Origin of the sequence: Kitasatospora sp. NPDC059973, assembly GCF_042737525.1 — a bacterium.
Taxonomy (GTDB): Bacteria; Actinomycetota; Actinomycetes; order Streptomycetales; family Streptomycetaceae; genus Kitasatospora.
The window spans coordinates 1-25570 of record NZ_JBHWUI010000123.1; the positions used below are offsets into that span (position 1 = coordinate 1).

Below are 25570 nucleotides of genomic sequence, written 5' to 3' on the forward strand. Positions count from 1 at the left end.
GGTCCAGGCCGCCCCGGTGGCCGCGCCCGCCCCCGCTCCCGCCCCCGCTCCGGCCGCCGCGCCCGGCGGCGGGCAGCCGTCGGGCGCCGCCCAGCAGGGGGCCGGGCAGGTCCGGCAGATGTGGCCGCAGATCCTGGAGGCGGTGAAGAACCGCCGCCGCTTCACCTGGATTCTGCTCAGCCAGAACGGCCAGGTGGCCGGGTTCGACGGCAGCGTGCTCCAGGTGTCCTTCATCAACGCGGGCGCGCGGGACAGCTTCGTCAGCAGCAACAGTGACGACGTACTGCGCCAGGCGCTGGCGGACGCGCTCGGTGTGGACTGGCGGATCGAGTGCATCATCGACCCGTCGGGCGGCTCCGGCGGGACCGGCGGCGCCGGGGGCGGGAATCCCGGCGGCAGCGGCTCCGGCAACCCGGGCAGCCCCGGTGGTTCCACCGGCGGCTGGGGCGCCCCACCGGCGCGCCCGGCGGCGCCCGCGCCTGCGGTTCAGGCCGCCGCTCCGGCGCCCGTACCGGCGCCCGCGCCGATGGCCACGCCCCCCGCGATGCCGCCCGCGCCGGTACCTCCGCCGGTGCAGGCCCCGTCGGCGCCGCCGGCCGGGCGCCCGGCGCAGTCGGTCGCGCTGGAGGACGACATCCCGGAGGAGGACGATCCGGAGCTCAAGGAGGAGACGTTCTCCGGCCAGGAGCTGATCATCCGCGAGCTGGGCGCGACGGTGCTGCAGGAGATCCGCCACGGCGGGAACTGACCGGCGGGCGGCGCGCCGGCAGGGGGCGGTCGGCGAGTCGGCGGCCCGAGCGGGACCCGGCCGGTAACCGATCGGACGCCCGGCACCGGTAGCACGTAGGCTCGGTGCGACGACGCGGCGACGTCCGCGCGACGCCGGGCCGGCACGGCCGGCGGCGCGGTCGGCGCAGGCGTGCCAGGACGAAGCGAAGCACGACGGACGCAGAACGCAAGGAGTGAGCCGTGTTCCCCGGTGGTGGCCAGCCCAACATGCAGCAGCTGCTCAAGCAGGCGCAGAAGATGCAGCAGGACCTCGCCCAGGCGCAGCAGGAGCTGGCCGAGACGAAGGTGAACGGTTCGGCGGGCGGTGGCCTGGTCGAGGCCACCGTGACCGGCGCCGGTGAGCTGGTGGCCCTGGCCATCGCGCCGGCCGCCGTCGACCCGGAGGACACCGAGACCCTGGCCGACCTGGTCCTCGCGGCCGTCCGGGACGCCAACCAGGCGGCGCAGAAGCTGCAGGCCGAGCGGATGGGCCCGCTGACCCAGGGCCTGGGCGGCGGCGGAATCCCCGGTCTGCCGTTCTGACCTGGTCGGATGGCCGAATCGGGGCGGAAAGACCGAAGTCATGAAGGTCTGAAGTTCAGATAACAGACCTGTGTGATTTATGCGGGAGTAGGGCGTCGGGCGGTGTGCCCGGCGCCCGATTCGTTGGATGATGGCACCGGGACATCGGGCAACCGGTGCACCACAGACCCCTGAGGGAAGGCGCGACGTGTACGAGGGCGTGGTTCAGGACCTGATCGACGAACTGGGCAGGCTGCCCGGCGTCGGGCCCAAGAGCGCGCAGCGGATCGCCTTCCACATCCTGCAGGCAGACCCCACCGACGTCCGCCGGCTGGCGCACTCGTTGCTGGAGGTCAAGGACAAGGTCCGGTTCTGCGCGACCTGCGGCAATGTCGCGGAGGCCGAGCAGTGCCGGGTCTGTCTCGACCCGCGCCGCGACCTCGCGGTGATCTGCGTGGTCGAGGAGCCCAAGGACGTCGTCGCGATCGAGCGCACCCGCGAGTTCCGCGGCCGGTACCACGTACTGGGCGGCGCGATCAGCCCGATCGAGGGCGTCGGCCCGGACGACCTGCGGATCCGCGAGCTGTTGGCGCGCCTCGCGGACGGCACGGTCACCGAGCTGATCCTGGCCACCGACCCCAACCTGGAGGGGGAGGCGACCGCCACCTATCTGGCCCGGCTCTGCAAGCCGATGGGCCTGAAGGTGACCCGGCTGGCGAGCGGTCTGCCCGTCGGCGGGGATCTGGAGTACGCGGACGAAGTGACCCTCGGCCGCGCCTTCGAAGGGAGACGACTGCTCGATGTCTGACCGGACGATCAACCAGCAGCCCCACACGCCCCACCAGGCAGGCCCGCAGCAGGACCGGCCCGCCCCGCACGTCCATGCGCACGGCTCGGAGCCGGACGACTTCGCGGTGCAGATCGCGGACTCGGTGGAGAGCTTCGTACTCGCCGTCACCGAGGTCGCCAAGGGCGACGAGCCCGGCAGCGCCGTCTCGCTGCTCCTCCTGGAGGTCTCGCAGCTGCTGCTGGCCGGCGGTCGGCTCGGCGCGATCGAGGACGTCGTCCCGGAGGACCGCTTCGAGCCCGACACCGGTCCGGAGCCGGACAGCGAGCAGCTGCGCGAGCGGCTGGCCGTGCTCCTCGCGCCGATCGACGTCTACCACGAGGTCTTCGACCCGTACGGGCCGCCGGAGAAGCCGAACGCCTTCCGGATCTCGGACGACCTGGCCGGCGTGGTCAGCGAGCTCCAGCACGGGCTCACCCACTACCGCGAGGGGCGGGTCAGCGAGGCGCTCTGGTGGTGGCAGTTCTCGTACCTCTCCAACTGGGGCACGACCTGCTCGGCGGTGCTGCGGGCGCTGCAGTCGCTGATCGCCCACGTCCGGCTGGACAGCCCGATCGGGGCGGTGCCGGACGGTGCGGACACCGACGACGACGGGCTCACCGACGAGCAGCTGGAGCAGCAGGCCGGCGACCTGATGGCGGCCGAGCTGGGCCTGGGCCGGTAGCAGACCGGGCAGCCGTACGACGGGCGGCACGAGCAGTGCGGGCAGCCCAGGCGCACGGTGACGGGCAGCACAGGCGCACGGTGACGGGCAGCGCCGGAGGCGGGGAACGGGCGGGAACGGACTGTGACGGACGCCTCAGGGATTCCGGTGGAAGGGAAAACCCCGGGGCCGCCGTCCGTTCGTCCGCCGATTCTCCGGGGCCGCACCGGAAAGCCCGCAGACCTGCCGGTCGCCACCTCCGAACCGCCGCCCACCTGCTGAAACGGGCGTCTCATCATATGGAAAGCGGCAGTCGCGGCACCCCCGCTCGGTAGACTGGCGCGGACCGCACAACCCCCGCCACCCGGGGGTGCGGGGGCCCAGAGCCCCCGGAAACGACACAAGTCGAGGAGCGCACGTGGGCCTTGTCGTGCAGAAGTACGGCGGCTCATCCGTTGCGGATGCCGAGGGCATCAAGCGCGTGGCCCGTCGAATCGTTGACGCCAAGAAGGCCGGCCATGAGGTCGTCGTCGTGGTGTCCGCGATGGGCGACACGACGGACGAGCTCATCGAACTCGCGGAGCAGGTGTCACCCCTCCCTGCCGGCCGTGAGTTCGACATGCTGCTGACCGCTGGAGAGCGCATCTCCATGGCGCTGCTGGCCATGGCGATCAAATCCCTGGGTCACGAGGCCCAGTCCTTCACGGGCAGCCAGGCCGGTGTCATCACCGACTCCGTCCACAACAAGGCGCGCATCATCGACGTGACGCCGGGCCGCATCCGCACCGCCCTGGACGAGGGCAACATCGCGATCGTGGCTGGTTTCCAGGGCGTCTCGCAGACCGGCAAGGACATCACCACGCTCGGTCGCGGCGGCTCGGACACCACCGCCGTCGCCCTCGCCGCGGCCCTCCGGGCCGAGGTCTGCGAGATCTACACCGACGTGGACGGCGTGTTCACCGCCGACCCGCGCGTGGTGAAGAAGGCCCGCAAGATCGACTGGATCGCCTACGAGGACATGCTGGAGCTGGCCTCGTCCGGCTCCAAGGTGCTGCTCGACCGCTGCGTGGAGTACGCGCGGCGCTACAACATCCCGATTCACGTACGCTCGTCCTTCTCGGGTCTTCCCGGGACGATCGTCAGCAACGACAACCCGAACCAGCCCGAAGGGGGCGAGATGGAGCAGGCCATCATCTCCGGAGTCGCCCACGACACTTCCGAGGCCAAGGTCACGGTCGTCGGCGTGCCGGACAAGCCGGGCGAGGCGGCGCGCATCTTCCGCGCCATCGCCGACGCCGAGGTCAACATCGACATGGTGGTGCAGAACGTCTCGGCCGCCGCGACCGGGCTGACCGACATCTCCTTCACGCTGCCGAAGACCGAGGGCCAGAAGGCCATCGACGCGCTCGGCCGGGTCAAGGAGGGCATCGGCTACGAGTCGCTGCGCTACGACGACGCGATCGGCAAGATCTCCCTGGTCGGCGCCGGCATGCGCTCCAACCCGGGGGTCACCGCGACCTTCTTCGAGGCGCTCTCCGAGGCCGGCGTCAACATCGAGCTGATCTCCACCTCGGAGATCCGCATCTCGGTCGTCACCCGGGCCGACGACGTCAACGAGGCCGTGCGCGCCGTCCACAGCGCCTTCGGGCTGGACAGCGAGTCGGACGAGGCGGTCGTCTACGGGGGCACCGGGCGATGACCCGTCGGCCGAACCTCGCCGTCGTCGGCGCCACCGGCGCGGTCGGCGAGGTGCTGCTCGGCCTGCTCTCCCTCCGTCAGGACATCTGGGGCGAGGTGCGCCTCGTCGCCTCCCCGCGCTCGGCCGGCCGCAAGCTGACCGTGCGCGGGGAGTCCGTCGAGGTGCTCCCGCTCACCGAGGAGGCCTTCGAGGGGATCGACGTCGCGCTGTTCGACGTGCCCGACGAGGTCTCCGCCCGGTGGGCACCGATCGCCGCCGCCAAGGGCGTCGTGGTGGTCGACAACTCCGGCGCGTTCCGGATGGACGGGGACGTCCCGCTGGTCGTCCCCGAGGTCAACGCGGCGGCGGCCCGGATGCGGCCGCGCGGCATCGTGGCCGGTCCCAACTGCTCCACCCTGGCAATGATCGCCGCGATCGGCGCGCTGCACGCCGAGTACGGGCTCAGCGAACTGGTGGTCGCCTCCTACCAGGCGGCCTCCGGCGAGGGCCGCTCCGGGGTGGACGCGCTGCGCGCCCAGGTCGCGCTGGTGGCGGGCACCGAGGTCGGCGAGCAGACCGGCGACCTGCGTGCCGTGATCGCCGACACCGGCCCGTTCGCCGCCCCGCTGGCGCTCAACGCGGTGCCCTGGGCGGGCGCGCTGATGGACGGCGGCTGGTCGTCCGAGGAGCTGAAGCTCCGCGACGAGTCGCGCAAGATCCTCGGCCTGCCGGCCCTGCGGGTCTCCGCGACGTGCGTCCGCATCCCGGTGGTGCGCACCCACGCGCTGGCCGTGCACGCGGTCTTCGAGCGCGAGGTCACCCAGGAGCACGCCCAGCAGATCCTCCGTGACGCCCCCGGCGTGGTGCTGTACGACGACCCGGCGGCCGGGGAGTTCCCCACCCCGAACGACGTGGTCGGCACCGATCCGGTCTGGGTCGGGCGGGTGCGGCGGGCGCTGGACGACCCGGCGGCGCTGGACCTGTTCCTCTGCGGTGACAACCTGCGCAAGGGCGCGGCGCTCAACGCCCTGCAGATCGCCGAGCTGGTGGCGGGCGAACTCCTCGTCTGACGCGCCGTGGGCCGGGGCGGGGCCGCGAGGCCCCGGACGGCCGGGCGGACGCGGGTGACGCCGGACGACGCGGGGGCCGGATGAACCGTCGGAACGGAACCGACCGTGAGACCGGTAGGGGGCCGGGGACGGGAAGGGACCGTGTCCCTCCGTAAGGCTCCAGCGACCGGGACGGGATCGGGGCGGGATCGGAGCGGGACCGGGTCGGGGCCGGACGGGCTCCGAAAGCGGCGAGAACCGTGAGACGTCGTGAGATTCCGTGCGCCTTCTGCGGTCCTTCGGAGGTCACTTGCCCAATCCGCCGGAATCCCCTGGAGCGGGCCGCCGCCCGTACGCGAGAATGTTCCGTGGGCTGGGGCAACCATGACAGGGGATCGAGTGTCCAACGGGCGTGGCGAACGTGATGGTGGGGGCAGGGGCGGGCATCTCGGCAGCGGCCGTGGTGACGTTCTCGCCGCGTGCCCAGCGGCCTGCGGATAGGCCGGAAGACAGCCAGATGACGGCGGTCGCACCCGGCACGGCGGGCTCCGGCGCCGGTACCGGCGCGGGTACCAGCGAGGACCTGCTCACCGAGACGTACCAGGCCCACTACCGCTCCCTGTTGCGGCTGGCGGCGCTGCTCCTCGACGACCTCTCGACCTGTGAGGATGTGGTCCAGGAGGCGTTCATCCGGGTGCATTCGGCACGCCGCCGGGTGCGCGAGCCGGAGAAGACGCTCGCCTACCTGCGGCAGACCGTGGTCAACCTGTCCCGCTCCACGCTGCGACGGCGGATCCTCGGCCTGCGGCTGCTGCCGAAGCCGATGCCTGACATGGCCAGTGCAGAAGAAGGAGCCTACGATGCGCTGGAGCGCGACCAGTTGAAGGCCGCGCTGCGTGGTCTGCAACGTCGTCAGCGGGAGGTTCTGGTGCTCCGTTACTTCGTGGACATGACGGAGGCACAGGTCGCGGATACCTTGGGCATCTCGCTCGGCTCGGTGAAGGCCTACGGCTCGCGAGGGATCGCCGCGCTGCGGGTCCAGCTGGAGGCCGGGCATGGCTGACGACCGGATCGGTACGGGCGGTGGCCCGGACGGGAACGGCCCGATCGCGCAGAGCCCGAGAGCGAACGGCCCTGACGTGCGCGGGCCGAAGGCGCTCGGCCCGAAGGCGCTCGGCCCGAAGACTCCCGGTCCTGACGCACCCGGTCCTGACGCACCCGGTCCGAAGGCGCTGGGCCCCGACGCGCTCGCCCCGAAGCCCGACGGGCCGCCCACCGGCGGACCGAAGCCCGACGGGCCGCCCACCGGCGGACCGAAGCCCGACGGGCCGCCCACCGACGGGCTCGACACCGACGAGCTGCTGGTCCGCGTGCTGCTGCAGCGCGCCGTGGCCGAGGTGCAGCCCGACCCCGCCGGACTGCACCGGATCCGCCGCGCGGTACCCCGGCGGCGGGCGGCCCGGCGCGGCGCCTGGACGGCGGCCGCCGCACTGGCGGTCGCGGTGGCGGTCGGCCTGCCGGCCCTGCACGACGACGACCACCTCGGACTCTCCGGCGGCCCCGGCAGCCCCGGCGCGTCCGGCGCGACGCCCTCGGCCACCGTCGAGGGCGGTACGGCCGGCAACGACGCCGCAGGCGCGAACGCGCTGCCGCACCCCGAGGTCAGTGGTTCACCGGGCGCCGGCAGCCCGTCCGGCTCGGCGAGCACCACGCCGCGCCCGGGAGCCAGCAGCGCCGACGCCGGGGCGGGCGCGTCCGCCCGGCCCAGCGCCTCCAGCACCGGCGGGGGCGACGACGTGCCCGTACCGCTCTGCCTCCGGGGCGACCTCGGGCAGGGGACGGCCAGGGTCGGCGCGGCCGACGGCGACGGGCGGGTCTACGGCTACTTCACGGTGGTCAACACCTCCGCGCACACCTGCCGACTCGGGGGGCCGGGCTCGGTCGCGGTGACCGGGGCCACCGGGACGGACCAGTCCCGGATCCGGGTGACCGACCACACGGCGGACGATCCGGCGACCGACCTGCCCGCCCCGCGACCGGGCGGCGGCGACGGTCCCGGGCTGCTCCTGGCACCGCAGGCCGCCTACCGGGTGGACTTCGGCTGGGTGCCGGACGGCGGCGGCTGCCGGACCGCGGGCGGCGCCTCGCCCAGTGCGACGGCCGGCCAGAGCGGTCCGGGCAGCTCCGGTTCGGGCGGCGCCCAGGCGCTGCGGTCCGGCGGACCGGGCGGCTCGGCCGCGGGCTCCGGCACGGGCGCCGTCGCCCCGGCGGTCGGAGCCTCGGCGGCACCGACCGGGGCGCCGCCGGCGTCCACCACCCCGACGGCGCGCCCGACCACGGCGCCGAGCCCCTCGGCCACCCCGACCTCCGGCACCACCGCGCCGCCGGCCGGCGTCACCCTCGCGCACACCCCGGCGCCGGGCAGCCCGAGCGCCGCCTCCGTCGTCCTGCCGGGCGCCTGCTCGGGCACGGTCTACCGCACGGCGCCGCAGGCCGTCGCGGTGCCCACCCCGACCGGAACCGCGGCGCCGTCCACCTCGCCGTCCTCCGACTGACCCCGCCGCCGGGTGCCGGCCCGCTCGTGCGGGCCGCGGCCGTGGTGCCCGGCCCCGGTCCGGGCGGGCGTGGCGGGGGCCCCTGTGGTCGGGCGGGGTGTGAGGACTGGTTACCGTGGGGGGTGTGTACCGGTTCCTCCTCACTCCGCGCTGGCTGAGCGGCACCGCGCTGGCCGTCGCGGCCGTGGCGGTGTGCGTCTGGCTCGGCTCCTGGCAGCTCGGCCGGTTCGAGGACAAGGTCTCCTTGCACCAGGAGATCAGCAAGGCGGTGGACGACGCCGGCACGGCCGCGCCGCTCGGCGAACTGCTCGGCCCCGACCGGCCGCAGGTCACCACCGACACCGTCGGCCGGGCCGTGACGGTGTCTGGGACCTTCGACCAGGAACACCAGCTGCTCGTACCCAACCGGGTGCTGGACGGCAAGCAGGGCTACTACGTGCTCACCCCGCTGCGCACCGACGACGGCCGGATCGTCGCGGTGGTTCGCGGCTGGGCGCCGGGCACGCCCGCCGAGGGCGCGGCCGCCACGGCGCTGCCGCCGGCCGGCGAGGTCACGGTGGCCGGGCGGTTGCAGGCCGGCGAGAGCAGCGGCAGCGGCGGCGCCGTGGCCGGCGGGCTCCCGGCCGGACAGCTCGGCACGATCAACAAGGCCTCGCTCGTCAACAAGCTCTCCTACGACGGCTGGTACGACGGCTGGGTGTCCTCGGACACCGTGCCGGCGGGGCTGACCCCGGTGCCGACCGTGCAGCCGCAGGGCGGCGACGGCCTCAGCCTGCGGGCGTTCCAGAACCTCGGGTACACCCTGGAGTGGTTCGTCTTCGGCGGCTTCGTCGTCTTCATGTGGTTCCGCCTGGTGCGACGCGAGGCGGAGGCCGAGCAGGACCGGGCCCTCGGGCTGGACCCGGTCCTGGAGTAGCCCCGGCCGGGGTGCGAGCGGCCGCCCGGGGCGGGCTCAGCCCTCCGGACGCCGGGCTCAGCCCTCCGGACCCGGCTCGCCGGACGCGGGGCTCAGCCCTCCGGACGCCGGGCTCAGCGTGAGGGCTTCGCCGGCGGGACGGCCGGTTTGGACGGCAGAACGGGCGCCGTCGGCACGGCCGGCGTCGGGTGCGGGGTCGCCGCGGGCGGGGACCAGGGTGTGCCGGACGGGGTCGAGGACGGCGAGACCGTCGGCGGCGGGTTGCCGCACCGGCTGCCGCCGCTCCCGCTCCCGCTGCCGCTGTCGCTGTCGTCGTCCGAGTCGTAGTGGTCGGTGTGGTGGCGGGTGCTGCGCCCGCTCTTGGAGCTCTTCGACCCCTTGGACCCGGACGACTTCGACCCGGACGACTTGGACGAGGCGAGCACGACCGCCCCGTCACCGGCGTCGGCCCGCGTGACGTCCGTGACGTCCGTGACGTCCGTGACGTCCGCACCTGACGCACCCGACACGCCCACCGCGACGTCGGCCGCGCGGAAGACCGCCCGGACGGCCGGGCCCCCCGCCGCCCCGGCCGCGGCCGTCGTCGCGGTGGCCGTCGCCGTCGCCGTCGCCGTCGGCCGGCTGGACGGCGACAGCGGCGGCGGGCAGGCCGCGTCGCTGCCGTCCTGACCCGAGCAGCCGGTGAGCGCGAGCGCCCCGGCCACCCCCACCCCCATGAGCGTCAGCCGACGTCTCACCCCTTGCCCCCGGCGCTCGGCTCGCCCTGACCCGCCCCGGCGCTCCCCGCGCCCAGGTGCCGCCGGACGAAGTCGATCTCCAGCCGCAGCTGCTTGATCCGCTCCTCCACCACCAGCGAGCCGTGCCCGGCGTCGTACCGGTAGACCTCGTGCGGCCGGCCCAGCTGCTCCAGCCGCTCCACGTAGTTCTCGATCTGCCGGATCGGGCAGCGCGGGTCGTTCACCCCGGCGCTGATGTAGACCGGCACCCGGACCCGCTCGACGTAGGTCAGCGGAGAGGAGGCGGTCCAGCGCTCGGGCACCTCGGTCGGTGTGCCGCCGAAGAGCGTGCGGTCCAGGGACTTCAGCGCCTCCATCTCGTCGTCGTACGCCGTCAGGTAGTCGGCGACCGGGACGGCGGCGACGCCGAGGGTCCAGTTCTCCGGCTGCACGCCGAGGCCGAGCAGGGTCAGGTAGCCGCCCCACGAGCCGCCGGTGAGCACCAGCCGCTCCGGGTCGGCGAGCCCGCTCGCGACCGCCCAGGCGCGGACGGCGGCGATGTCCTCCAGCTCGATCAAGCCGACCCGCTCGTGCAGCGCGTCCGTCCAGGCCTGGCCGTAGCCGGTCGAGCCGCGGTAGTTGACCCGGACCACCGCGAAGCCGTGGTCCAGCCAGGCGGCCGGGCCGGCGGCGAAGGAGTCGCTGTCGTGGTGGGTCGGTCCGCCGTGGACGTCGAAGACGGTCGGGAACGGGCCGTCGCCGACCGGGCGCTGGACCAGCGCGTGCACCCGGCCGCCCGGGCCGTCCACCCAGACGTCCTCGACCGGGACCGAGCCCGGCGGCACCGGGCCCGGCGCCCGCAGGACGACCGTGCCGGCGGTGGACCGGACGGCGGACGGCTCGGCGGCGGAGGACCAGAGGAACTCCACCGTGCCGTCCGGGCGGGCGGTCGCGCCGCCGACGGTGCCGCGCGGGGTCTCCAGCCGGGTCAGTACCCCGGTGTCGAGGGCGTACGAGAACAGCTCGCTGCGCGCCTCGTACTCGTGCTCGACCAGCAGCGCGCGGGCGTCGGGGCGCCACTGGGCGGAGACGTCGCCGGGCAGCTCGCGGCCCTGCTCGTCGCGGAGCGCCAGCGCGGTCTCGGCCCTCGTGGCCACGTCCCAGATCATCGGCTCCCAGCGGCCGGTGCGCTGGTGGGCGACCAGCAGCCGGGTGTCGCCGTCGACCGGTGCGAAGCCGAGGCAGGCGATGCCGCGCGGCTCCGGGTGCCCGGTGACCTCGTCCAGCTCGGCGACGGTCGCGCCGTCGGCGAGCCGGACGACCCGCAGCGCCGAGTGCATCGCGTCGCCGTGCTCGGTGTGGTCGATGGCGAGCAGGGTGCTGTCGTAGCTGAGGTCGCCGATGCCGCCGTACTCCTCGTGGCGGTAGATCTCCACGGCCTCGGTCGCGCCCGGGCGGCGCAGGTGGAGGGTGGTGCCGTGCTCGTCGGTGGAGCGGCCGACCACGACCGTGCCGTCCCGGCCGAGGGCGAGGCCCGCGGAGTAGGAGGCGGCCAGGCCGGGCACGGCCTCCTCGTCGGGAGAGCCGGCGCCGTCCTCCGGGCGGCCGGCGAACGGCTGGCGGCGCCAGATCCCGAACTCGTCGCCGTCGTTGTCGTCGAACCACCAGATCCACGCGCCGTCGGGCGACAGCTCGGCGTCGGTGGTGCCGTTCGGCCGGTCGGTGACCTGCCGGTGGGTGTCGGTGGCGCGGTCCCAGGCGTACACCTCGTAGGTACCGGTCGCGTTGGACACGTACAGCGACCGGTCGGGGGCGTCCTCCGCCCAGTCCGGGAGGGAAACCCTGGCTGCCCTGAACCGCTGCTCCCACGCCGGTACGGCGCTCTTCTCCTCGCTCATCCACCCATCCAACCCGATCGGGGGGAGTGAACGGAACGGGCGGGTGGACCGGGACCGGTCCACCCGCCCTGCCGCGCTCCCCTCAGGGCGTCCGGCGGGGCAGCAGCTGCACCAGGCCCACCAGCAGCAACTCCAGCACCGCCAGCGCGGCGACGCTGCGCTCCAGGGCGGCGACCGGATCGCCGGCGCCGTAGTGGACGATCCCGATCAGCGCGATCCCGAGCGCCCCGGCGACCTGCTGCACGGTGGCCAGCAGGCCCGCGGCCGACCCGACCAGCCGGGGCTCGACCGAGGCCAGCACGACGCTGGTCACCGGGGCGATCACCAGCCCCATCCCGAGACCGTCCACGAACAGGCCCGGCGCCAGCCACCAGACGCCGCCGGTCGTCCCGCCGGCGTGGACGGCGAGGCCGAGCAGGCCCAGCCCGCCGGCCATCAGCAGCCCGCCGAGCGCGATCGCCTGGCGGCCGAGGCGGGCGGCGACGCGGTGCGCCGTGGTGGAGGTGAGCAGGTAGCCGGCACCGATCGCGGTGAAGACCAGGCCGGAGCCGAGGGCGTCCAGGCCGCGGCCCTGCTGCAGGTGCAGGGCGAGCACCAGGAAGAACGACGCCTGGCCGAGCCAGAAGGCGAGTTGGGCGAGCAGCCCGGCGGCGAAGGCCCGGCTCCGGAGGAGACCGGTGTCGACCAGCGGCGTCCCGGTGTGCCGGTGCTGGTGGACGGCGAAGCCGGCGAGCAGGGCGAGGGCGGCGCCCAGGCAGAGCCAGGTCCAGAGCGGCCAGCCGGCCTCCCGGCCCTGGATCAGCGGCAGCACCAGGCCGGTCAGCGCGACGGTGACGAGCAGGACGCCCACCGGGTCCAGCCCGGGGCGGTGCGGGGCGCGGGACTCCGGCAGGCAGCGGCGGACCAGGCCCAGTGCGGCCAGGCCGACCGGCAGGTTGAGCAGGAAGCAGCTGCGCCAGTCCAGGCCGAAGAGGTCCGCGCGGATCAGCGCGCCGCCGATCAGCTGGCCGAACACCGCGCCCACGCCCATCGTCAGCCCGTACATCGCGAACGCCCGGGCCTGCGCCGCACCGCTGAACGCGGTGCGCAGGATGGCCAGCACCTGCGGGCCCATCAGCGCCGCCGCCAGCCCCTGCGCGATCCGGGCGCCGACCAGGGCGGTGGCGGTCGGGGCCAGGCCGCAGCCGGCCGAGGCGAGCGTGAACAGGGCCAGGCCGAGGGCGAACACCCGGCGCCGCCCGTAGCGGTCGCCCAGCCGGCCGGCGGTGATCAGCCCGGCGGCCAGCGCCAGGGCGAAACCGGCGATCACCCACTGGACGGCGGCCGGGCCGGCGCCCAGGTCGGCCTGGACGGACGGGACGGCGACGTTCACCACGAAGACGTCGAGGGCGGTCATGAAGGTGGCGGTCAGGACGACCGGCAGCAGGCCCCGGGTGGCGGGCTCCCCGGCCCCGGCCCCGGCCGCAGCCCCGGCCGTGACCGTGACCGGGCTCGTGGGCAGGGCGGTGCGGGTGGGCGGGGCGGTGCTCGTACGCAGGTCGGTACGCGTGGGCGGGGCGGTGCTCATCGCGGGCTCTCCTCGGCGGAGTCGGGAGCGGTTTCGGGAGCGGTTTCGGGAGCGGGGCGGGGATCGGGCGTGGGTGCGCACGGGGTCGGCCGGGCGAGGGGGCGGGTGCGTCGCCCGCCCCCGTTGCCTCCTCCGGCGGCTCAGGCGCCCGGGACGCGGTCCAGGAAGCCGTACACCGAGGCGATCCGGCCGTCCGGACCGGCGACCAGCACGTCGAACCCGACCACCAGCGCCTCCCCGCCCGCCGGTCCGAGGTTCCAGGTGAACCGGGCGATGTCGTGGTGCGCGTCGACCGGGCCGAGGGTGAACTCCAGGCCGGGGAACTGCGCCTGGGCCGCGCCGATCAGGGCGTCGACGCCGTCCCGGCCGGTGACGGCGGCCAGCGGGTCGGTGTAGCTGCCGTCCTCTGCCCAGGCCTCGTCGACCAGCTTGCGGCGGGCGGCCGGGTCGGTCTCGTTCCAGGCGGCGAGGTAGCGCTCGGCGAGCCGGTGGAGGTCGGTCACCTGAATGTCGTTCATCGTCTTCTCCCGTGTCCTGCTGGGTGGTTCGGCGGGTCGTTCCCGCTGCTCACGAAGGTACGGACGACGCCCGGTCGGCGAATCCGTCACGGATAGGTAGGGGAGCGGGCGCACCGCCGGGGCCGTAGGTAGGCCACGCCAGTAGGGTCGGAGGATGGGGATGCTCTACGGTCGGGAACAGGAGCAGGCCGTCGTCGACGCGCTGCTCGACGGCGCGAAGGCGGGCCGCAGCGGGGTGCTGGTGCTGCGCGGCGAGCCGGGGATCGGCAAGACCGCACTGCTGGAGTACGCGGTGGTGGCGGGCGGCGGCGCGTTCCGGGTGATCCGGGCGACCGGCGTCGAGTACGAGGCCGAACTCCCGTTCGCCGGGCTCAGTTTGCTGCTCGCCCCCGGGCTCGACCGGCTCGCCGCCCTGCCTGGTCCGCAACGGCGTTCCCTGGAGGGCGCGTTCGGCCTGGGGGACGCCGCCGCACCGGAGCAGCCGGGCGGCGACCGGCTGCTCACCGGTCTCGCGACGCTCGGCCTGCTCGCCGAACTCGCCTCCGACCAACCCCTGTTGTGTGTCGTCGACGATGTGCAGTGGCTGGACCGGGCCTCGCTGGACGCCCTGCTGCTCGCCGCCCGCAGGCTCCAGGCGGAGGGCGTCGCCCTCCTGCTCGCCACCCGGGACGCGGGCGCCTCCGGCACCTCCGGCGACGGTCTGCCGCCCACCGGCCTGCCCGAACTCCGGCTGGCCGGGCTCGCCGAGCCCGCCGCCGCCCTGCTGCTCGACTCCCGCACCGCGTCGGCGCTGACCGGCGACGTCCGCCGCAGGATGCTCGCCGAGTCCGCGGGCAACCCGCTGGCGCTCACCGAACTGCCCGTCCCGGTCGAGGGATCCGCCGCCGACCGGGCGGGGGCGGCCTCCGGCGGGCTGGCGCTCACCAGCCGTCTGCAGATCGCCTTCCACGGCCAGGTCACCGGTCTGCCGCCGGCCACCCAGACCCTGCTGCTGGTCGCCGCCGCCGAGGAGAACGGCGACCTCGACGTCGTGCTGGCGGCCGCGGCCGCCCTCGGCGTGAGCGCCGACCACCTCGCCCCCGCCGAGGAGGCGGGCCTGGTCGCCCTGGGCGCCGACCGCCGCCTCGCGTTCCGGCACCCGCTGCTGCGCGCCGCGATCCTGCAACGCGCGCCGATACAACAGCGTCTGACGGCCCACCGGGCCATCGGCGGAGCCCTGGAGAACGGCGACCGCCGGACCTGGCACCTGGCCCTCGCCGCCACCGCGCCCGACGCCGACCTCGCCGACGCCCTGGAGCGCACCGCCGTCAGCGCGGAGACCAGGGGCGCGCACGGCGGCGCCGCCGCCGCGTACGAGCGCGCCGCCCGGCTCACCCCCGACCGCGACGGCGCCACCCGGCGCCTGGTGCTGGCGGCCGAGGCCGCCACCGAGGAGGGCAAGCTGGCACAGGCCGAGGCGCTCGCAGAGCAGGCCGGAGCCCGGACGGACAGCGTCTTCGCGCACGCCCTGCTGGACCAGGTCCGGGCCACCGCGCACTTCTGGCGCGGCTCCTACCCGGCGGCCTACCGGCTGCTGCTGGACGCGGCCGGCACGGACATCGAGGCGCCGCACGCCGCCCGGATGCTGCTCCAGGCCTTCCACGCGGCCTGGTACGCCGGCGAGGAGCCGGTGGTCGCCGTGCTCGACCGGCTCGCCGCGCTCCCGCTGGCCGAGGGGGATCCGCTCACCCCGCTCGCCCGTCACCTGTCGGCGGCCGTCCTGCCCGCGCTGGGCCGCCCGGCCCCGCCGCTGCCGGCCGCCCGCGACACCGCGGCGGCGGCCCGTCGGGCGGGCGCCGAGACGCCGAGCGACCTGGTCCAGCTCTGCGGGGTGACGCTGGTCCTCGGCCGGGACGCCGAAACGGTGGAACTCGGCGCCGAACTCGTCGCCGAGGCCCGGGCCAAGGGCACCGTCGGGGTGCTGCCCACGCTGCAGTTCTTCCTCGCCGAGGCGGAGCTGTTCCACGGGCGGCACCGCGACGCCGAGGTCACCGCCACCGAGGCCCTGGCCCTGGCCCGGGACACCGGCCAGCACCAGTGGGTCAGCCAACTCAGCGCCCTGCTCGGCTTCCTGGCCGCGCTGCGCGGCGCGGAGCAGGAGTGCGCCGCGCTCACCGCGACCGCCCGGACGGCGACGGCGCTCACCCATACCAACACCGGGACGGGCCCCGGCGGCGGCGAACCCGCACCCGCGCCCGGGGAGCCCTGGGCCCAGTGGGCGCTCGCCCTGCTCGACCTCGGCCGGGGCCGCGCCGCCGACGCCGCCGAGCGCCTCCAGGCGCTCACCACCGGCCCCTACCGCCACCACGTGGGCGCCACCCGGGCCGTCCCCGACCTGGTCGAGGCCGCCGTCCGGCTGGGCACCCCGGAGCGGGCCGCCGAACCGTACGAGCGCTTCGCCCGCTGGGCCGGCGCCACCGCCGTGCCGTGGGCCGAGGCGCTGCGGCTGCGCTGCCAGGCACTGCTCGGGCCGGACGAACTCGCCGAGTCCGCCTACCGCGCGGCCCTCGACCTCCACGACGGCACCCACCGCCCCTTCGAGCAGGCCCGCACCGCGCTGCTCTACGGCGAGTGGCTGCGCCGCGAACGCCGACGCACGGACGCCCGCCCGCACCTGCGCGCCGCCCTGGAGACCTTCGAACTGCTCGCCGCCCACCCGTGGGCCGACCGCGCCCGCACCGAACTCACCGCCACCGGAGCCGGCGCCCCGGCCCCCGCCGACGCCCCGGTGGGACCCCTGGCCACCCTCACCCCGCAGGAACTGCAGATCGTCCGGCTGGCGGCGCGGGGGCTCACCAACCGCGACATCGCGGCCCAGCTCTTCCTCAGCCCGCGCACGGTCGGCCACCACCTCTACAAGGCCTACCCCAAGCTCGGCGTCACCGCCCGCACCGACCTCCCGGACCTCCTCTGAGGCTGCCCGCGGACCGGCGACGGCCGACGTGCCGGCAACTCGTCGGCGCCGCCGCTCCCGGCTCCGCAACGCGGAGCAGGCGGGGATCTTCCGCCCGAGCAGCCGGACCTTCGCGCTGAGCAACGCGCACGCAGGGCAGGCGGATTCGGTGTTCCAGATCCTCGGCTGACGGATCGGCGCAGGCGCGAACGGTGGGCCGGGCGACCGGGACGGAGAGCGGTGCCCGTCCCGGCCACCCGGCCCTCCCCGCTGTCCGGCCGCCAACTCCCCGTGGGTCCGACGGTTCGTCACATCATGTGCGCTGCAGCGAAGTCGGTGGCTCGCTCCGCACGCGACCGGGTGTTCCCTTCGGCGTTACAATCACCGTCGGTGGGCGATGCGCGGCCGCGCGTTCGGAGGGTCACATGCGGATCGGTGAACTGTCGGCGCAGACCGGGGTCAGCGTCCGCCTGCTGCGGTACTACGAGGAGCAGGGGCTGCTGGAGAGCAGCCGGCGCGACGGCGGCCACCGCCGGTACGGCGCCGACGCGCCGGTGGTGGTGCGCCGGATCCGGGCCCTGCTGGGCGCGGGGCTCTCGACCAGTGCCATCCGCGATGTGCTGCCCTGTGTGAGCGGTGAGAACACGGTGGACTCGTGCGTGCTGGAGGTGCTCGAAGACCGGCTGGCGGCGCTGGACCGGCAGTTGCTGGTCCTCGGGGCGAGCCGGGCCGCCCTGGCGGGCATGGTCGCGGCGGCCCGGGAGGCGGAGGCCGCGGCGCTGGTGGCGTAGGGCGCCGGCGCTCCCGGGGCCGGCCCGCTGCCGCGCGGGCGGGCGGCCGGCCCCGGGTGGGCGGCGGTCGGGCGGGGGTCAGGCGGAGGTGCGGAACACCTCGCGAGCCGGCGTCCCGGTCAGGTCCGGCCGGTCGTGGCCGAGCGCGTACGCGGCCGAGACCATCGTCATGTGGTGGTGCCAACCGAGGTAGGAACGGCCCGAGAAGTCCAGCAGGCCGAAGTCGGCGCCCAGCCGGTCCACGGCGTCCCGGGTGGTCGCCGCGGTGCCGAGCAGGGCGAGCACGGCGGGAGCGTCCTCGCTGAGGTTGGTCAGCCAGTACCGCCGGTCCCTGCCGCCGCGGGCGTCCTGCACCCAGAGCCGGTGGACGGGCGCGCCCTGGACACCGGGCGTCAGGACCGGGACGCAGCGCAGCGTCGGCTGCGGGGTGCCGGGCGTGCGCGGCCGCTGGCGCGGGAGGAGCGACTCGACCGGCACGGCGTCCTGCTGGATCCGGCCGAACCGCCCGGTGGTGGCCTGCAGGACGGGGCGGACGGCCTGGTGCGGCCGGGCCTCCAGCAGGTACGGGACGCCCCGGCGGGCGAGCGCCGACATCAGCGGCGGCAGGTCGTCGACCACCGTGAGGTCCGCGACCAGCGGGGCGACGGGGAGGTGGGCGGCCAGCCGGTCGACCATGTCGAGCACCGTCCGGTCGGCCGGGCGCGGGGTGACGGAGTCCGGGATCCGGGCGCGGACCCGGCGGTCCCGGTCCTCCGTCCAGTCGGCGTCGAGCAGCAGCGACCAGTCGACCGGTACGGCGTGCCGGTCGGTGGCGATGAACATCCCGGCCGCGGCCTGGCACTTGATGGTGCGGCCGAACTCCGGGACGAAGCGGCGGTGGACGCCGACCGCCTGGTCGCCCCGCTTGGGGATGACCGCCAGGGTGGCCGTCCAGGCCCGTACCGGGCGCGGGCCGGTGGTGGTGAGGCGGGCCAGGGTGCGGCGGGCCGGCCGCCAGTCCCACGGGCTGCCGTTGATGAACTGCTGCAGCGAGAGCGCGGCGGTCCGGCTCGTGGTCAGGCTGGTGGCCATGTTCGACAACGACTTGCGGCCCGGTGCGGCGAGCAGGCCGCGTAGATAGGCGTGGGCCCAGCGGCGTTGGTCTATCCGGGGCAGGTGGGCGAAGACCTGCTCGGCGAACCGGGAGACCGATGCTTCGCCGGCCGGCGGCAGGTGTTGCGCGTCCATGTGAGCTCCCCGGGATCGTGAGGTGCCGTGAGTGCCGTCCCGGGAAGAATAGCGAACGATCGCTTTGTTTTGGGGGTCGAGGTGAGCGCTGGCACGATTCTGACAAGTTCGTATGCCGGGGTGTGTGCGCCCCGGCGCACACCTGCCATCGCAGGGCGCGGAGCGTGGGGGTGCGCTGCTCCTGCGCCGGTACCGCGCCGGTACCGCGCCGGTGTTGAGCCCGGCCACGGGGCGCATACGGAGGGACGGCGTCAGGCCGAGGGACCGGCCAGCGTGCGGTGCCAGAGCCTGCGCAGCCGCTGCCGGAGCTCGTCCCCGGTGGGGGCGGTCGCCCCGCCCACCGGCACGACGCCGCGCCGCAGGGCCTCCGAGCCCACCACGAGGCAGTGCACCAGGATTTCGAGGTCCTGCGCATCGGCGGCCGCCGCCGTCGGGGCCATCCGGTCTCCGGGACCGTGCCCGTGGGGGGCGCGCTGTGCTGCGGGGCCCTGTCCGACGGGGTCGCCCTGGGCTGTGGGGCCCTGTGCTGCGGGGCCTTGGGCTTCGAGGTCGTGCTGGGCCGCAGGGCCCTGCGGCCCGGGGCCGTTCGACCCGTCGGCCCGCGGCCCGGGGACGCCCGGCTGGTGCCGCGTCAGGTGCCCTCGCAGGACGGGGATCCAGCTGGCGTACCAGTTGTCGGCCGAGCCGGGCTGCTCCCAGGCCAGTCTGGCCGCCGCGCTGACGCTGGGCTCGTCCTGGAGCAGCCGGGTGAGCACGTCGGTCAGCCGCGCCACCTCGCCGGTGCCGCAGCCCGACGGGGCGCTGTCGGCCCCGCCGGGGCTGTCGCGGGCCGGAGGCCCGCCGTCCGTTCTCCCGTCACCCGCCGGGGCCCTGTCGCCCGCCGGGGCCCTGTCGCCCGCCGTGGCCCCGTCCTCCGCGGGGCCCCCGTCCTCCGCCGTCCTGCCGTCCTCCGCCGGGCCCCCGAGGGCGGCCCGGGTGAGCTCGACGGCGTCCGCGCGGACGGCGTCCGCCAGGCTGGCCTTGGTGGGGAAGTGGAAGGTCAGCGCGCCCATCGTGACCCCGGCCGCCCGGCTGACCCGGGAGAGCGAGGTGCCCGCGTAGCCGTGCTGGTCGAACTCGCCCGCGGCGGCCCGCAGCAGGGCCCGTCGGGTGTGCTGGGCGCGTTCCTGTTTCATCGCCCACCGCCGTCGGGGAGGGCTGCTCTGGCGCACCGGCCGAGCGTCGGCACCGGCTCCACGGCCTGGAGCGGGGGACTGACGAACCGCATGAGCGGGAGTGGCTCCTTCGAGCAGACGGAGCGGGGCGGGCGGGAAGGCCGGGACCCCTGCGTCGGTCCGAGCCGATCCGACGGAGTCCCGACGCTACGCGGAGCGGGCCGCATACGCACCGCTCGGCCGTCATCCGCTTGCAGCTTTGGCAACTCCCTCGGAACTCCGTTCGGTGGCCGTGGCGTCCGTCCGCGCGAGGTGGTCCCGGTACCAGGGCGCGGCCGCGGCGAGCCGGTGCAGCGGTCCCGGCCCGGGATCGGTGCCGGTCGACCGCCAGATCTCCGTGCTGCGGTACCAGTGGTCCTGGGCCAGCAGCGCGAACTGCCGCTCGCTGAACGCCCCGGGCACCCGCCGCAGTTCGGCCAGGCAACGCTCCCAGGGCCAGTCCTGGCCGGGGGTCGGGGGCAGTACCCCGTGCTCGGCCAGGGCGTCCAACAGGGCGCCGCTGCGGACGGGTTCGGGGTGGCCGGCGTGGTGGACCCCGCTCGGTGGCCGTTCCGGCCCGAGCGCCAGCCCGGCGACGAGCCGGGCCAGGTCCTCCACCGCGACCAGCGAGAGCAGGGCCGCGCCGCCGTCCCACCGGGCCGGCACCCGCCGGGTGAGTTCGGCCAGGCAGGGCACGACCCAGCGGTCCCCGGCACCCAGCACCAGCGGCGCGCGCAGCACCACCGCGCCGGCGTCGAGTGCCGCGCGCTCCCCGATCAGCCTGGTCCGGCTGGCCGCCGAGACGGGCGCCGGCGTCACCCCGTCCACGTCGATGCCCCGGTGCGGGCCGGGGCCGTACACGGCGGTGGTGGAGAGGTGGACGATCCGCCCCACGCCCGCCCGGGCGGCCTCCGCGAGCAGCGCCCGGGTGCCGAGCACGTTGACCGCCGCGCAGGCGTCCTCGTCACCGGAGACGGCGGCGGCGAGGTGGACCAGGACGTCGGCGCCGTCGGCCGCGCCGCGCAGGGTCGCCGGGTCGGTGAGGTCCGCCGCGACCCGGACCGTCCCGGGCGGCGCGGCGGAGCGGGCGACGGCCCGGATCACGCCGGTCTCCGGCCGGGCGCGCAGCGCGGCGAGCACCGCGGAGCCGATGAAGCCGCCGGCCCCGGTCAGCAGGATGCGCGTCACGCCCGGTGCCCGCGCTCCGCGAGGACGCCCCGCAGGGTCTTCACGACCGGCGCGGTCGCGATCCCGGGCAGCAGGTACCACCAGAGCCGGGCGATCCGCTCCGGCAGGTCGGCGCGGTTGCTGCGCAGGTGGGACATGACCTGGGTGCCGGTGTAGGCCCCGACCAGGACCTGGGAGAACTCCGCCGAGTCGACGTCGGGCAGCAGCTCACCGGCCTTGCGGGCCTCCTCCAGCTCGGCGCAGAACTGCTCGGCCCACATCTCGTACGGCCGGACGTCCCGCAGGCCGAGCTGGCCCTGCTCGACGGCGAGCGTGACGCCCGCGCGCAGCAGCACGTTCTCCCGCAGCTCGTCGGCCAGGTACAGGTTGAGGTCGAGGAGCTGACGCAGACCGGCCGGCCGGTCCGGCAGTTCCAGGTCGGCGGCCTGCTCGTCCATCACCGCCTTGGCCAGTTCCTCCTTCGACCGGAAGTGGAAGTACATTGCGCCTTGGGTGGTGCCCGCCTGTGTGATGATCTTGTTGACGCTTGAGCCGCTGAAACCGTACTCGTCGAAGACCTGTGCGGCGGCCCTCAGGATCGTCCCGCGGGTGCGTACGGCTCGGTCCTGCTTCGCTCGCGTCACAGTGACTCCAAACTCCTCGACAAACAAAAAGAACGACCTCTACGTTATTTGCAGCGGGGCCCGGCGTACACAACGGAGGCTCCACCAACCACGCCAGTGGCCATTCTGGGGGAGTGCACACATGTATCGCACAGACCACGGCAGCACCATGACTGCTGCGACCACCGTGCCCAAGGAACTCGTCCACAAGCGCGCGGCCGAAGAAGTGCTGCTGACCGGCTGGGAGACCACCGGTCCGGACGCCTACCGGGTGACCGCCCGCTGGCCCCGCGATCGCGCCGACAGCGGCCTCTACGACCCGATGCTGCTGGTCGAGACGGTCCGGCAGAGCTTCCCGCTGCTTTCCCACGCCGCCTTCGACGTCCCGCTCGGGCACCACCTCGTCTGGGACCGGTTCAGCTTCGCACTGGTCCCCGAGCTGCTCCTGGCCGACCGCCCCGCCGAGCGGGACGGCGACGAGGTCCAGCTGGACGTGGTCTGCCAGGACGTGGTCCGCCGCGGCAACCGGGTCTGCGCCCTCACCCTCTCCTACATGGTGAGCCGGGCCGGCGAGCCGCTCGCCACCGCCCAGACCCGCTTCACCGTCCAGGCCCCGGCCATCTACCGGCGGCTGCGCGGGGACCACGCCGACGCCGCCACGGCGATGGCACGCGCCGTGCCGCCCGGGCCCCCGATACGCACCGCGAGACCCGACGCCACCACCTCGCAGGACGTCGCCCTCTCCGCCACCGAACACGCCCGGCGCTGGCAGCTGCGGGTCGACACCTCCCACCCGGTGTACTTCGACCACCCCGTCGACCACGCGCCCGGCGCCCTGCTCCTCGACGCCTGCCGCCAGGCCGCCCAGGCCCTCTGCTCGCCGGCCCCCGTCCTGGCGGTCGCCATGGAGTGCGTCTTCACCAGCTACGTCGAACTCGACGAGCCCTGCCTGGTCGAGGCCGCCCGCCTGGCCCGCGACCCGGCCGGCCGCGACCGCATCGGCGTGACCCTCCACCAGGGCCCCGACGGCGCCACCTCCTGCTCCACCGTCGTCACCGTCGTCCCCCACCCCGACGCCCCCACCCACTGACCCGCGCGGCCGGCGCCGTCGAGCAGATCATCACCGCCACGGAGAACGAACGGGCCCACCCGGCCCCGCAGCCACGGCGACGATCCACTCGACGGCCACCCCGCCCGTGGCGCACGTCACGGGAGTCCCGCCCCCGGTTCCACTCCTGAGGGCGGGTCAGCCACCGCCCACCGGGAGCCGCCCCGGCCGGCGGACTCTCCCGAGCCCCCCGGGAAAAGCAGTCAGGGCCGGTGACCCTTATGGGTCACCGGCCCTGAGCTGGTGTTACTGGGTCGGGGTGGCGGGATTTGAACCCACGGCCTCTTCGTCCCGAACGAAGCGCGCTACCAAGCTGCGCCACACCCCGGTCCTGCGGTTTGTTGCTCCGTCTCCTTCGCAACGAGTAGAACTCTACCGGACGCTTGCCGAGAGACGAAATCCGATTCCCCGGGGGGCTCCGCCGCAGGTCAGCGGGAGGGGGTGAGGGTGAGGAGGGTGGCCTCGGGCGGGCAGGCGAAGCGGACGGGGGTGTAGCGGTTGGTGCCGCAGCCGGCCGACACGTGGAGGAAGGCGCGGCGGCCGCCGGCCTGGTGGGTGGAGAGGCCCTTGACCCGCTTGGAGTCGATGTCGCAGTTGGTGACCAGGGCGCCGTAGAAGGGGACGCAGAGCTGGCCGCCGTGGGTGTGGCCGGCCAGGATCAGCGGGTAGCGGTCGGCGGTGAAGGCGTCCAGGACGCGCAGGTAGGGCGCGTGCACGATGCCCAGCGAGAGGTCGGCGTCGGCGGACGGGCCGCCGGTGACCTCGCTGTAGCGGTCGCGGCGGATGTGCGGGTCGTCCAGGCCGGTGAACTCGAGGTCGAGGCCGCCGATGTTCAGCCGGCCGCGGGTGTTGGTGAGGTCGAGCCAGCCGGCCGCGTCGAAGCCGTCGCGCAGCTTCTCCCACGGGTTGTGCACGGCGCCGGTGATGCCGCGCCGCGCGGTGCCGTCGGGGTTGTTCATCCCGTGGGCGCCGCTGCGCATCGCCTGGAGGTAGCGGGCCGGGTTCTTGCGGGCCGGGCCGTAGTAGTCGTTCGAGCCGAAGACGTAGACCCCGGGGAAGTCCATCAGTGGCCCGAGCGCGTCGAGCGTGGCGGGGACGCCGAGCGGGTCTGAGAGGTTGTCGCCGGTGTTGACCACCAGGTCGGGCCGGAGTCCGGCGAGGCTCTGCAGCCAGCGCTGCTTCTTGCCCTGGCCGCTCACCATGTGGATGTCCGAGACCTGCAGTACCCGGAGGGGGCGGGCGCCCTTGGGCAGGACGGGGACCTCGACCCGGCGGAGCCGGAAGGAACGGACCTCGTACCCGGCGGAGTAGGCGAGGCAGGCGGCGCCGGTGGCGGCGATTCCGAGGGGGACGGAGTACAGCGGTCGCATCGCTCCATGCTCTCAGACGGTGGATCAGCCGGTGAACGTCCGGTGGGCCGGCGAGGACACGCCGCTGTGGTCCGAATGCCCGCGCCGCCGCCTGCGCCGGACCGTGCCGCCGCCCCGGTCGGCCTCGGCCGGTCAGGCCGACCCGGTGGCGGGGTCCGTCCGCTCGGCCTCGTCGCGGCGGGCCCGGAGGGCGCGGACCTTGTGCAGGTTGCCGCAGTGCTCCATCGAGCACCAGCGCCGCCGGCCGGGCCGTGAGGTGTCGACGAAGATCAGGCGGCAGTTGTGACCGCCGCACTCCCGGACCCGGTCCGCGTAGGGGCCGGTGAGCAGGGTGATGGCGTCCCGGGCGAGGGCGGAGAGGACCTGGTGGCCGTCGGCCGGCAGCGGGGCGGCGGCCGCGCCGTCCGGGCCGATCTGCGGGACGAGCGGCGGGTGGGCGGCGGCGCGGTTGAGTACGGCGTAGTCCGCCCCGGCCCCCGCCTCGCCGTGTGCCCGGGCCGCCGCGAGGCGCCAGAGCGCGTCCCGCAGGGTCCGGGTGGCGGTCAGCTGCCCCACGTCGACGCGGACGCCCTCCTCGGGGAGTTCCAGCCGGGACAGCTCCAGCCACCGGGTGAGGTCCTCGGGGTGGTGCAGCACCTCGTACCGGGCGTAGTCGCCGGGGCCGCCGGTGGTGAGGAGCTCCAGGCAGAGCGCGCCGGGGTCGAAGAGGTAGCGCGCACCTCCGGGAGTGTGCAGCACCAGTCCGGTCGCCCGTTCGTCAGTCATGTAACCACTATAAAGAGTTACCAGGCGGTGCGAGGAGCCTCCCGCGACCGCGGCCCGTGCGCGCTCCACCGCCGATGCTCCGGCGTTAATGGCGGGCAGCCGATCGCCGCAGGTGGGAGACTCTGGGCCATGACCACGCTCAAGGAGCAGTTGCACCAGGACCTCACGGCCGCGATCCGGGACCGGGACGAGCTGCGCTCGGCCACCATCCGGCTGACGCTCTCCGCCATCACCAGCGAGGAGGTGGCCGGCAAGGAGAAGCGGGAGCTCTCGGACGCCGAGGTGCTGAAGGTGCTGGCTCGCGAGGCGAAGAAGCGCCGGGAGGCGGCCGAGGCGTTCGACGCCGCCGACCGGACGGAGCAGGCCGCGCGGGAGCGGGCCGAGGGGGAGTTGCTGGCGGGGTACCTGCCCAAGCAGCTGTCCGACGAGGAGCTGACGGCGATCGTGGCCGCCGCCGTCGCGGAGAGCGGCGCGACCGGCCCGCAGGGCATGGGCGCCGTGATGAAGCTGGTGAAGCCGAAGGTGGACGGCCTGGCCGAGGGCGGCCGCGTCGCCGCCGCGGTCAAGGCCGCGCTCACCGGCTGACGGCCCCGACGGCCGACCGGCCGGGGCCGTCAGCCGGGCACCCGCGACGCGCCGCCCACCGCACGGGCACGGCGCACGGACCCGCCGCCGCACCACCCGCACGAACGAGAGGGGCGCCCTCCGAGCAGATCG

Annotated in this window: 24 protein-coding genes, 1 tRNA gene and 1 pseudogene; 16 read left to right on the plus strand and 10 right to left on the minus strand. The window is 75.1% G+C overall.

Going from position 1 to position 25570, the window contains the following annotated elements; all coding sequences use genetic code 11:
• The 11 genes and pseudogenes from ACFWA9_RS27990 to ACFWA9_RS28040 all read left to right on the plus strand — a co-directional run.
• A pseudogene (locus tag ACFWA9_RS27990) lies at window positions 1-748 on the plus strand (DNA polymerase III subunit gamma and tau); the annotation flags it as partial.
• Between the two features lie 221 nt (window positions 749-969).
• The gene (locus tag ACFWA9_RS27995) at window positions 970-1311 is read left to right on the plus strand and encodes a YbaB/EbfC family nucleoid-associated protein (RefSeq protein ID WP_352290542.1); all 342 of its coding nucleotides are present in this window, start codon (window positions 970-972) and stop codon (window positions 1309-1311) included.
• Between the two features lie 187 nt (window positions 1312-1498).
• Complete coding sequence (gene recR / locus ACFWA9_RS28000) at window positions 1499-2098, plus strand: recombination mediator RecR (protein WP_329488609.1); 600 nt, start codon at window positions 1499-1501, stop codon at window positions 2096-2098.
• Window positions 2091-2801, plus strand: a complete 711-nt coding sequence (locus tag ACFWA9_RS28005; protein WP_329488607.1) for a DUF5063 domain-containing protein — start codon at window positions 2091-2093, stop codon at window positions 2799-2801. The genes recR and ACFWA9_RS28005 overlap by 8 nt, the downstream gene beginning before the upstream one ends.
• A 397-nt stretch (window positions 2802-3198) precedes the next feature.
• Window positions 3199-4479 (plus strand): aspartate kinase, encoded by a 1281-nt coding sequence (locus ACFWA9_RS28010; protein WP_329488605.1) that lies wholly within the window; start codon window positions 3199-3201, stop codon window positions 4477-4479.
• Complete coding sequence (locus ACFWA9_RS28015) at window positions 4476-5528, plus strand: aspartate-semialdehyde dehydrogenase (RefSeq protein ID WP_380390637.1); 1053 nt, start codon at window positions 4476-4478, stop codon at window positions 5526-5528. The genes ACFWA9_RS28010 and ACFWA9_RS28015 overlap by 4 nt, the downstream gene beginning before the upstream one ends.
• A 496-nt stretch (window positions 5529-6024) precedes the next feature.
• Window positions 6025-6570, plus strand: coding sequence for a SigE family RNA polymerase sigma factor (locus tag ACFWA9_RS28020; protein ID WP_352290582.1), 546 nt, complete (start codon window positions 6025-6027; stop codon window positions 6568-6570).
• Window positions 6563-8062: a hypothetical protein gene (locus ACFWA9_RS28025; protein WP_380390639.1), complete on the plus strand. Its 1500-nt coding sequence runs from the start codon at window positions 6563-6565 to the stop codon at window positions 8060-8062. The genes ACFWA9_RS28020 and ACFWA9_RS28025 overlap by 8 nt, the downstream gene beginning before the upstream one ends.
• A gap of 124 nt (window positions 8063-8186) precedes the next feature.
• On the plus strand, window positions 8187-8978 hold the full coding sequence (locus ACFWA9_RS28030) for an SURF1 family protein (RefSeq protein WP_380390641.1): 792 nt from the start codon (window positions 8187-8189) through the stop codon (window positions 8976-8978).
• A 147-nt stretch (window positions 8979-9125) separates the two neighbouring features.
• Window positions 9126-9305, plus strand: coding sequence for a hypothetical protein (locus tag ACFWA9_RS28035; protein WP_380390642.1), 180 nt, complete (start codon window positions 9126-9128; stop codon window positions 9303-9305).
• 153 nt (window positions 9306-9458) lie between these two features.
• Window positions 9459-9647 (plus strand): hypothetical protein, encoded by a 189-nt coding sequence (locus ACFWA9_RS28040; protein WP_380390644.1) that lies wholly within the window; start codon window positions 9459-9461, stop codon window positions 9645-9647.
• A 64-nt stretch (window positions 9648-9711) separates the two neighbouring features.
• Here the strand turns inward: ACFWA9_RS28040 and ACFWA9_RS28045 are convergent, their stop codons facing one another.
• The 3 genes from ACFWA9_RS28045 to ACFWA9_RS28055 all read right to left on the minus strand — a co-directional run bounded on the left by ACFWA9_RS28045 (window position 9712) and on the right by ACFWA9_RS28055 (window position 13677).
• On the minus strand, window positions 9712-11592 hold the full coding sequence (locus ACFWA9_RS28045) for a S9 family peptidase (RefSeq protein ID WP_380390645.1): 1881 nt from the start codon (window positions 11590-11592) through the stop codon (window positions 9712-9714).
• A gap of 82 nt (window positions 11593-11674) precedes the next feature.
• Window positions 11675-13159 carry an MFS transporter gene (locus ACFWA9_RS28050; protein ID WP_380390647.1) on the minus strand — a complete coding sequence of 495 codons (1485 nt, stop codon included), beginning with the start codon at window positions 13157-13159 and terminating at the stop codon, window positions 11675-11677.
• Window positions 13160-13299: 140 nt separating this feature from the next.
• Window positions 13300-13677 carry a nuclear transport factor 2 family protein gene (locus tag ACFWA9_RS28055; RefSeq protein ID WP_352290558.1) on the minus strand — a complete coding sequence of 126 codons (378 nt, stop codon included), beginning with the start codon at window positions 13675-13677 and terminating at the stop codon, window positions 13300-13302.
• Window positions 13678-13831: 154 nt separating this feature from the next.
• Between ACFWA9_RS28055 and ACFWA9_RS28060 the strand changes: the two genes are divergently transcribed.
• From ACFWA9_RS28060 to ACFWA9_RS28070, 3 genes are all read left to right on the plus strand, one after another.
• Complete coding sequence (locus tag ACFWA9_RS28060) at window positions 13832-16630, plus strand: AAA family ATPase (RefSeq protein WP_380390649.1); 2799 nt, start codon at window positions 13832-13834, stop codon at window positions 16628-16630.
• 28 nt (window positions 16631-16658) lie between these two features.
• Complete coding sequence (locus ACFWA9_RS28065; protein WP_380390651.1) at window positions 16659-16799, plus strand: hypothetical protein; 141 nt, start codon at window positions 16659-16661, stop codon at window positions 16797-16799.
• 235 nt (window positions 16800-17034) lie between these two features.
• Window positions 17035-17400, plus strand: a complete 366-nt coding sequence (locus ACFWA9_RS28070; protein ID WP_380390653.1) for a MerR family transcriptional regulator — start codon at window positions 17035-17037, stop codon at window positions 17398-17400.
• A gap of 78 nt (window positions 17401-17478) precedes the next feature.
• Here the strand turns inward: ACFWA9_RS28070 and ACFWA9_RS28075 are convergent, their stop codons facing one another.
• The 4 genes from ACFWA9_RS28075 to ACFWA9_RS28090 all read right to left on the minus strand — a co-directional run bounded on the left by ACFWA9_RS28075 (window position 17479) and on the right by ACFWA9_RS28090 (window position 21631).
• A complete protein-coding gene (locus ACFWA9_RS28075; RefSeq protein ID WP_352290566.1) occupies window positions 17479-18627 on the minus strand; it encodes a transposase in 1149 nt (382 codons plus the stop codon).
• Window positions 18628-18878: 251 nt separating this feature from the next.
• Window positions 18879-19802 carry a TetR family transcriptional regulator gene (locus ACFWA9_RS28080; RefSeq protein ID WP_380390655.1) on the minus strand — a complete coding sequence of 308 codons (924 nt, stop codon included), beginning with the start codon at window positions 19800-19802 and terminating at the stop codon, window positions 18879-18881.
• A 222-nt stretch (window positions 19803-20024) separates the two neighbouring features.
• Window positions 20025-21008 (minus strand): NAD-dependent epimerase/dehydratase family protein, encoded by a 984-nt coding sequence (locus ACFWA9_RS28085; protein WP_380390657.1) that lies wholly within the window; start codon window positions 21006-21008, stop codon window positions 20025-20027.
• Entirely contained in the window at window positions 21005-21631 is a 627-nt protein-coding gene (locus tag ACFWA9_RS28090; RefSeq protein ID WP_329488588.1) for a ScbR family autoregulator-binding transcription factor, read from the minus strand. Before ACFWA9_RS28090 ends, ACFWA9_RS28085 begins: the two co-directional genes overlap by 4 nt.
• A gap of 121 nt (window positions 21632-21752) precedes the next feature.
• On the opposite strand from ACFWA9_RS28090, the gene ACFWA9_RS28095 reads away from it, so the two are divergent.
• Window positions 21753-22700, plus strand: a complete 948-nt coding sequence (locus tag ACFWA9_RS28095) for a ScbA/BarX family gamma-butyrolactone biosynthesis protein (RefSeq protein WP_380390660.1) — start codon at window positions 21753-21755, stop codon at window positions 22698-22700.
• Between the two features lie 272 nt (window positions 22701-22972).
• Here the strand turns inward: ACFWA9_RS28095 and ACFWA9_RS28100 are convergent.
• The 3 genes from ACFWA9_RS28100 to ACFWA9_RS28110 all read right to left on the minus strand — a co-directional run bounded on the left by ACFWA9_RS28100 (window position 22973) and on the right by ACFWA9_RS28110 (window position 24853).
• Window positions 22973-23046: transfer RNA gene (locus tag ACFWA9_RS28100), tRNA-Pro, on the minus strand.
• Window positions 23047-23146: 100 nt separating this feature from the next.
• On the minus strand, window positions 23147-24088 hold the full coding sequence (locus ACFWA9_RS28105) for a metallophosphoesterase (protein ID WP_329488537.1): 942 nt from the start codon (window positions 24086-24088) through the stop codon (window positions 23147-23149).
• A 132-nt stretch (window positions 24089-24220) separates the two neighbouring features.
• Window positions 24221-24853 (minus strand): CGNR zinc finger domain-containing protein, encoded by a 633-nt coding sequence (locus ACFWA9_RS28110; RefSeq protein ID WP_380390662.1) that lies wholly within the window; start codon window positions 24851-24853, stop codon window positions 24221-24223.
• Between the two features lie 129 nt (window positions 24854-24982).
• On the opposite strand from ACFWA9_RS28110, the gene ACFWA9_RS28115 reads away from it, so the two are divergent.
• Window positions 24983-25438: a GatB/YqeY domain-containing protein gene (locus ACFWA9_RS28115; RefSeq protein ID WP_329488535.1), complete on the plus strand. Its 456-nt coding sequence runs from the start codon at window positions 24983-24985 to the stop codon at window positions 25436-25438.
• Window positions 25439-25570: the final 132 nt, after the last annotated feature.

What these genes read in the sequence shown, in the direction of transcription:
- ACFWA9_RS28005 (WP_329488607.1), top strand. Translation starts at nt 2,091, where the DNA reads ATGTCTGACCGGACGATCAACCAGCAGCCCCACACGCCCCACCAGGCA.
- ACFWA9_RS28015 (WP_380390637.1), top strand. Translation starts at nt 4,476, where the DNA reads ATGACCCGTCGGCCGAACCTCGCCGTCGTCGGCGCCACCGGCGCGGTC.
- ACFWA9_RS28020 (WP_352290582.1), top strand. Translation starts at nt 6,025, where the DNA reads ATGACGGCGGTCGCACCCGGCACGGCGGGCTCCGGCGCCGGTACCGGC.
- ACFWA9_RS28025 (WP_380390639.1), top strand. Translation starts at nt 6,563, where the DNA reads ATGGCTGACGACCGGATCGGTACGGGCGGTGGCCCGGACGGGAACGGC.
- ACFWA9_RS28045 (WP_380390645.1), bottom strand. Translation starts at nt 11,592, where the DNA reads ATGAGCGAGGAGAAGAGCGCCGTACCGGCGTGGGAGCAGCGGTTCAGG.
- ACFWA9_RS28050 (WP_380390647.1), bottom strand. Translation starts at nt 13,159, where the DNA reads ATGAGCACCGCCCCGCCCACGCGTACCGACCTGCGTACGAGCACCGCC.
- ACFWA9_RS28055 (WP_352290558.1), bottom strand. Translation starts at nt 13,677, where the DNA reads ATGAACGACATTCAGGTGACCGACCTCCACCGGCTCGCCGAGCGCTAC.
- ACFWA9_RS28060 (WP_380390649.1), top strand. Translation starts at nt 13,832, where the DNA reads ATGGGGATGCTCTACGGTCGGGAACAGGAGCAGGCCGTCGTCGACGCG.
- ACFWA9_RS28070 (WP_380390653.1), top strand. Translation starts at nt 17,035, where the DNA reads ATGCGGATCGGTGAACTGTCGGCGCAGACCGGGGTCAGCGTCCGCCTG.
- ACFWA9_RS28075 (WP_352290566.1), bottom strand. Translation starts at nt 18,627, where the DNA reads ATGGACGCGCAACACCTGCCGCCGGCCGGCGAAGCATCGGTCTCCCGG.
- ACFWA9_RS28080 (WP_380390655.1), bottom strand. Translation starts at nt 19,802, where the DNA reads ATGAAACAGGAACGCGCCCAGCACACCCGACGGGCCCTGCTGCGGGCC.
- ACFWA9_RS28095 (WP_380390660.1), top strand. Translation starts at nt 21,753, where the DNA reads ATGTATCGCACAGACCACGGCAGCACCATGACTGCTGCGACCACCGTG.
- ACFWA9_RS28105 (WP_329488537.1), bottom strand. Translation starts at nt 24,088, where the DNA reads ATGCGACCGCTGTACTCCGTCCCCCTCGGAATCGCCGCCACCGGCGCC.
- ACFWA9_RS28110 (WP_380390662.1), bottom strand. Translation starts at nt 24,853, where the DNA reads ATGACTGACGAACGGGCGACCGGACTGGTGCTGCACACTCCCGGAGGT.
- ACFWA9_RS28115 (WP_329488535.1), top strand. Translation starts at nt 24,983, where the DNA reads ATGACCACGCTCAAGGAGCAGTTGCACCAGGACCTCACGGCCGCGATC.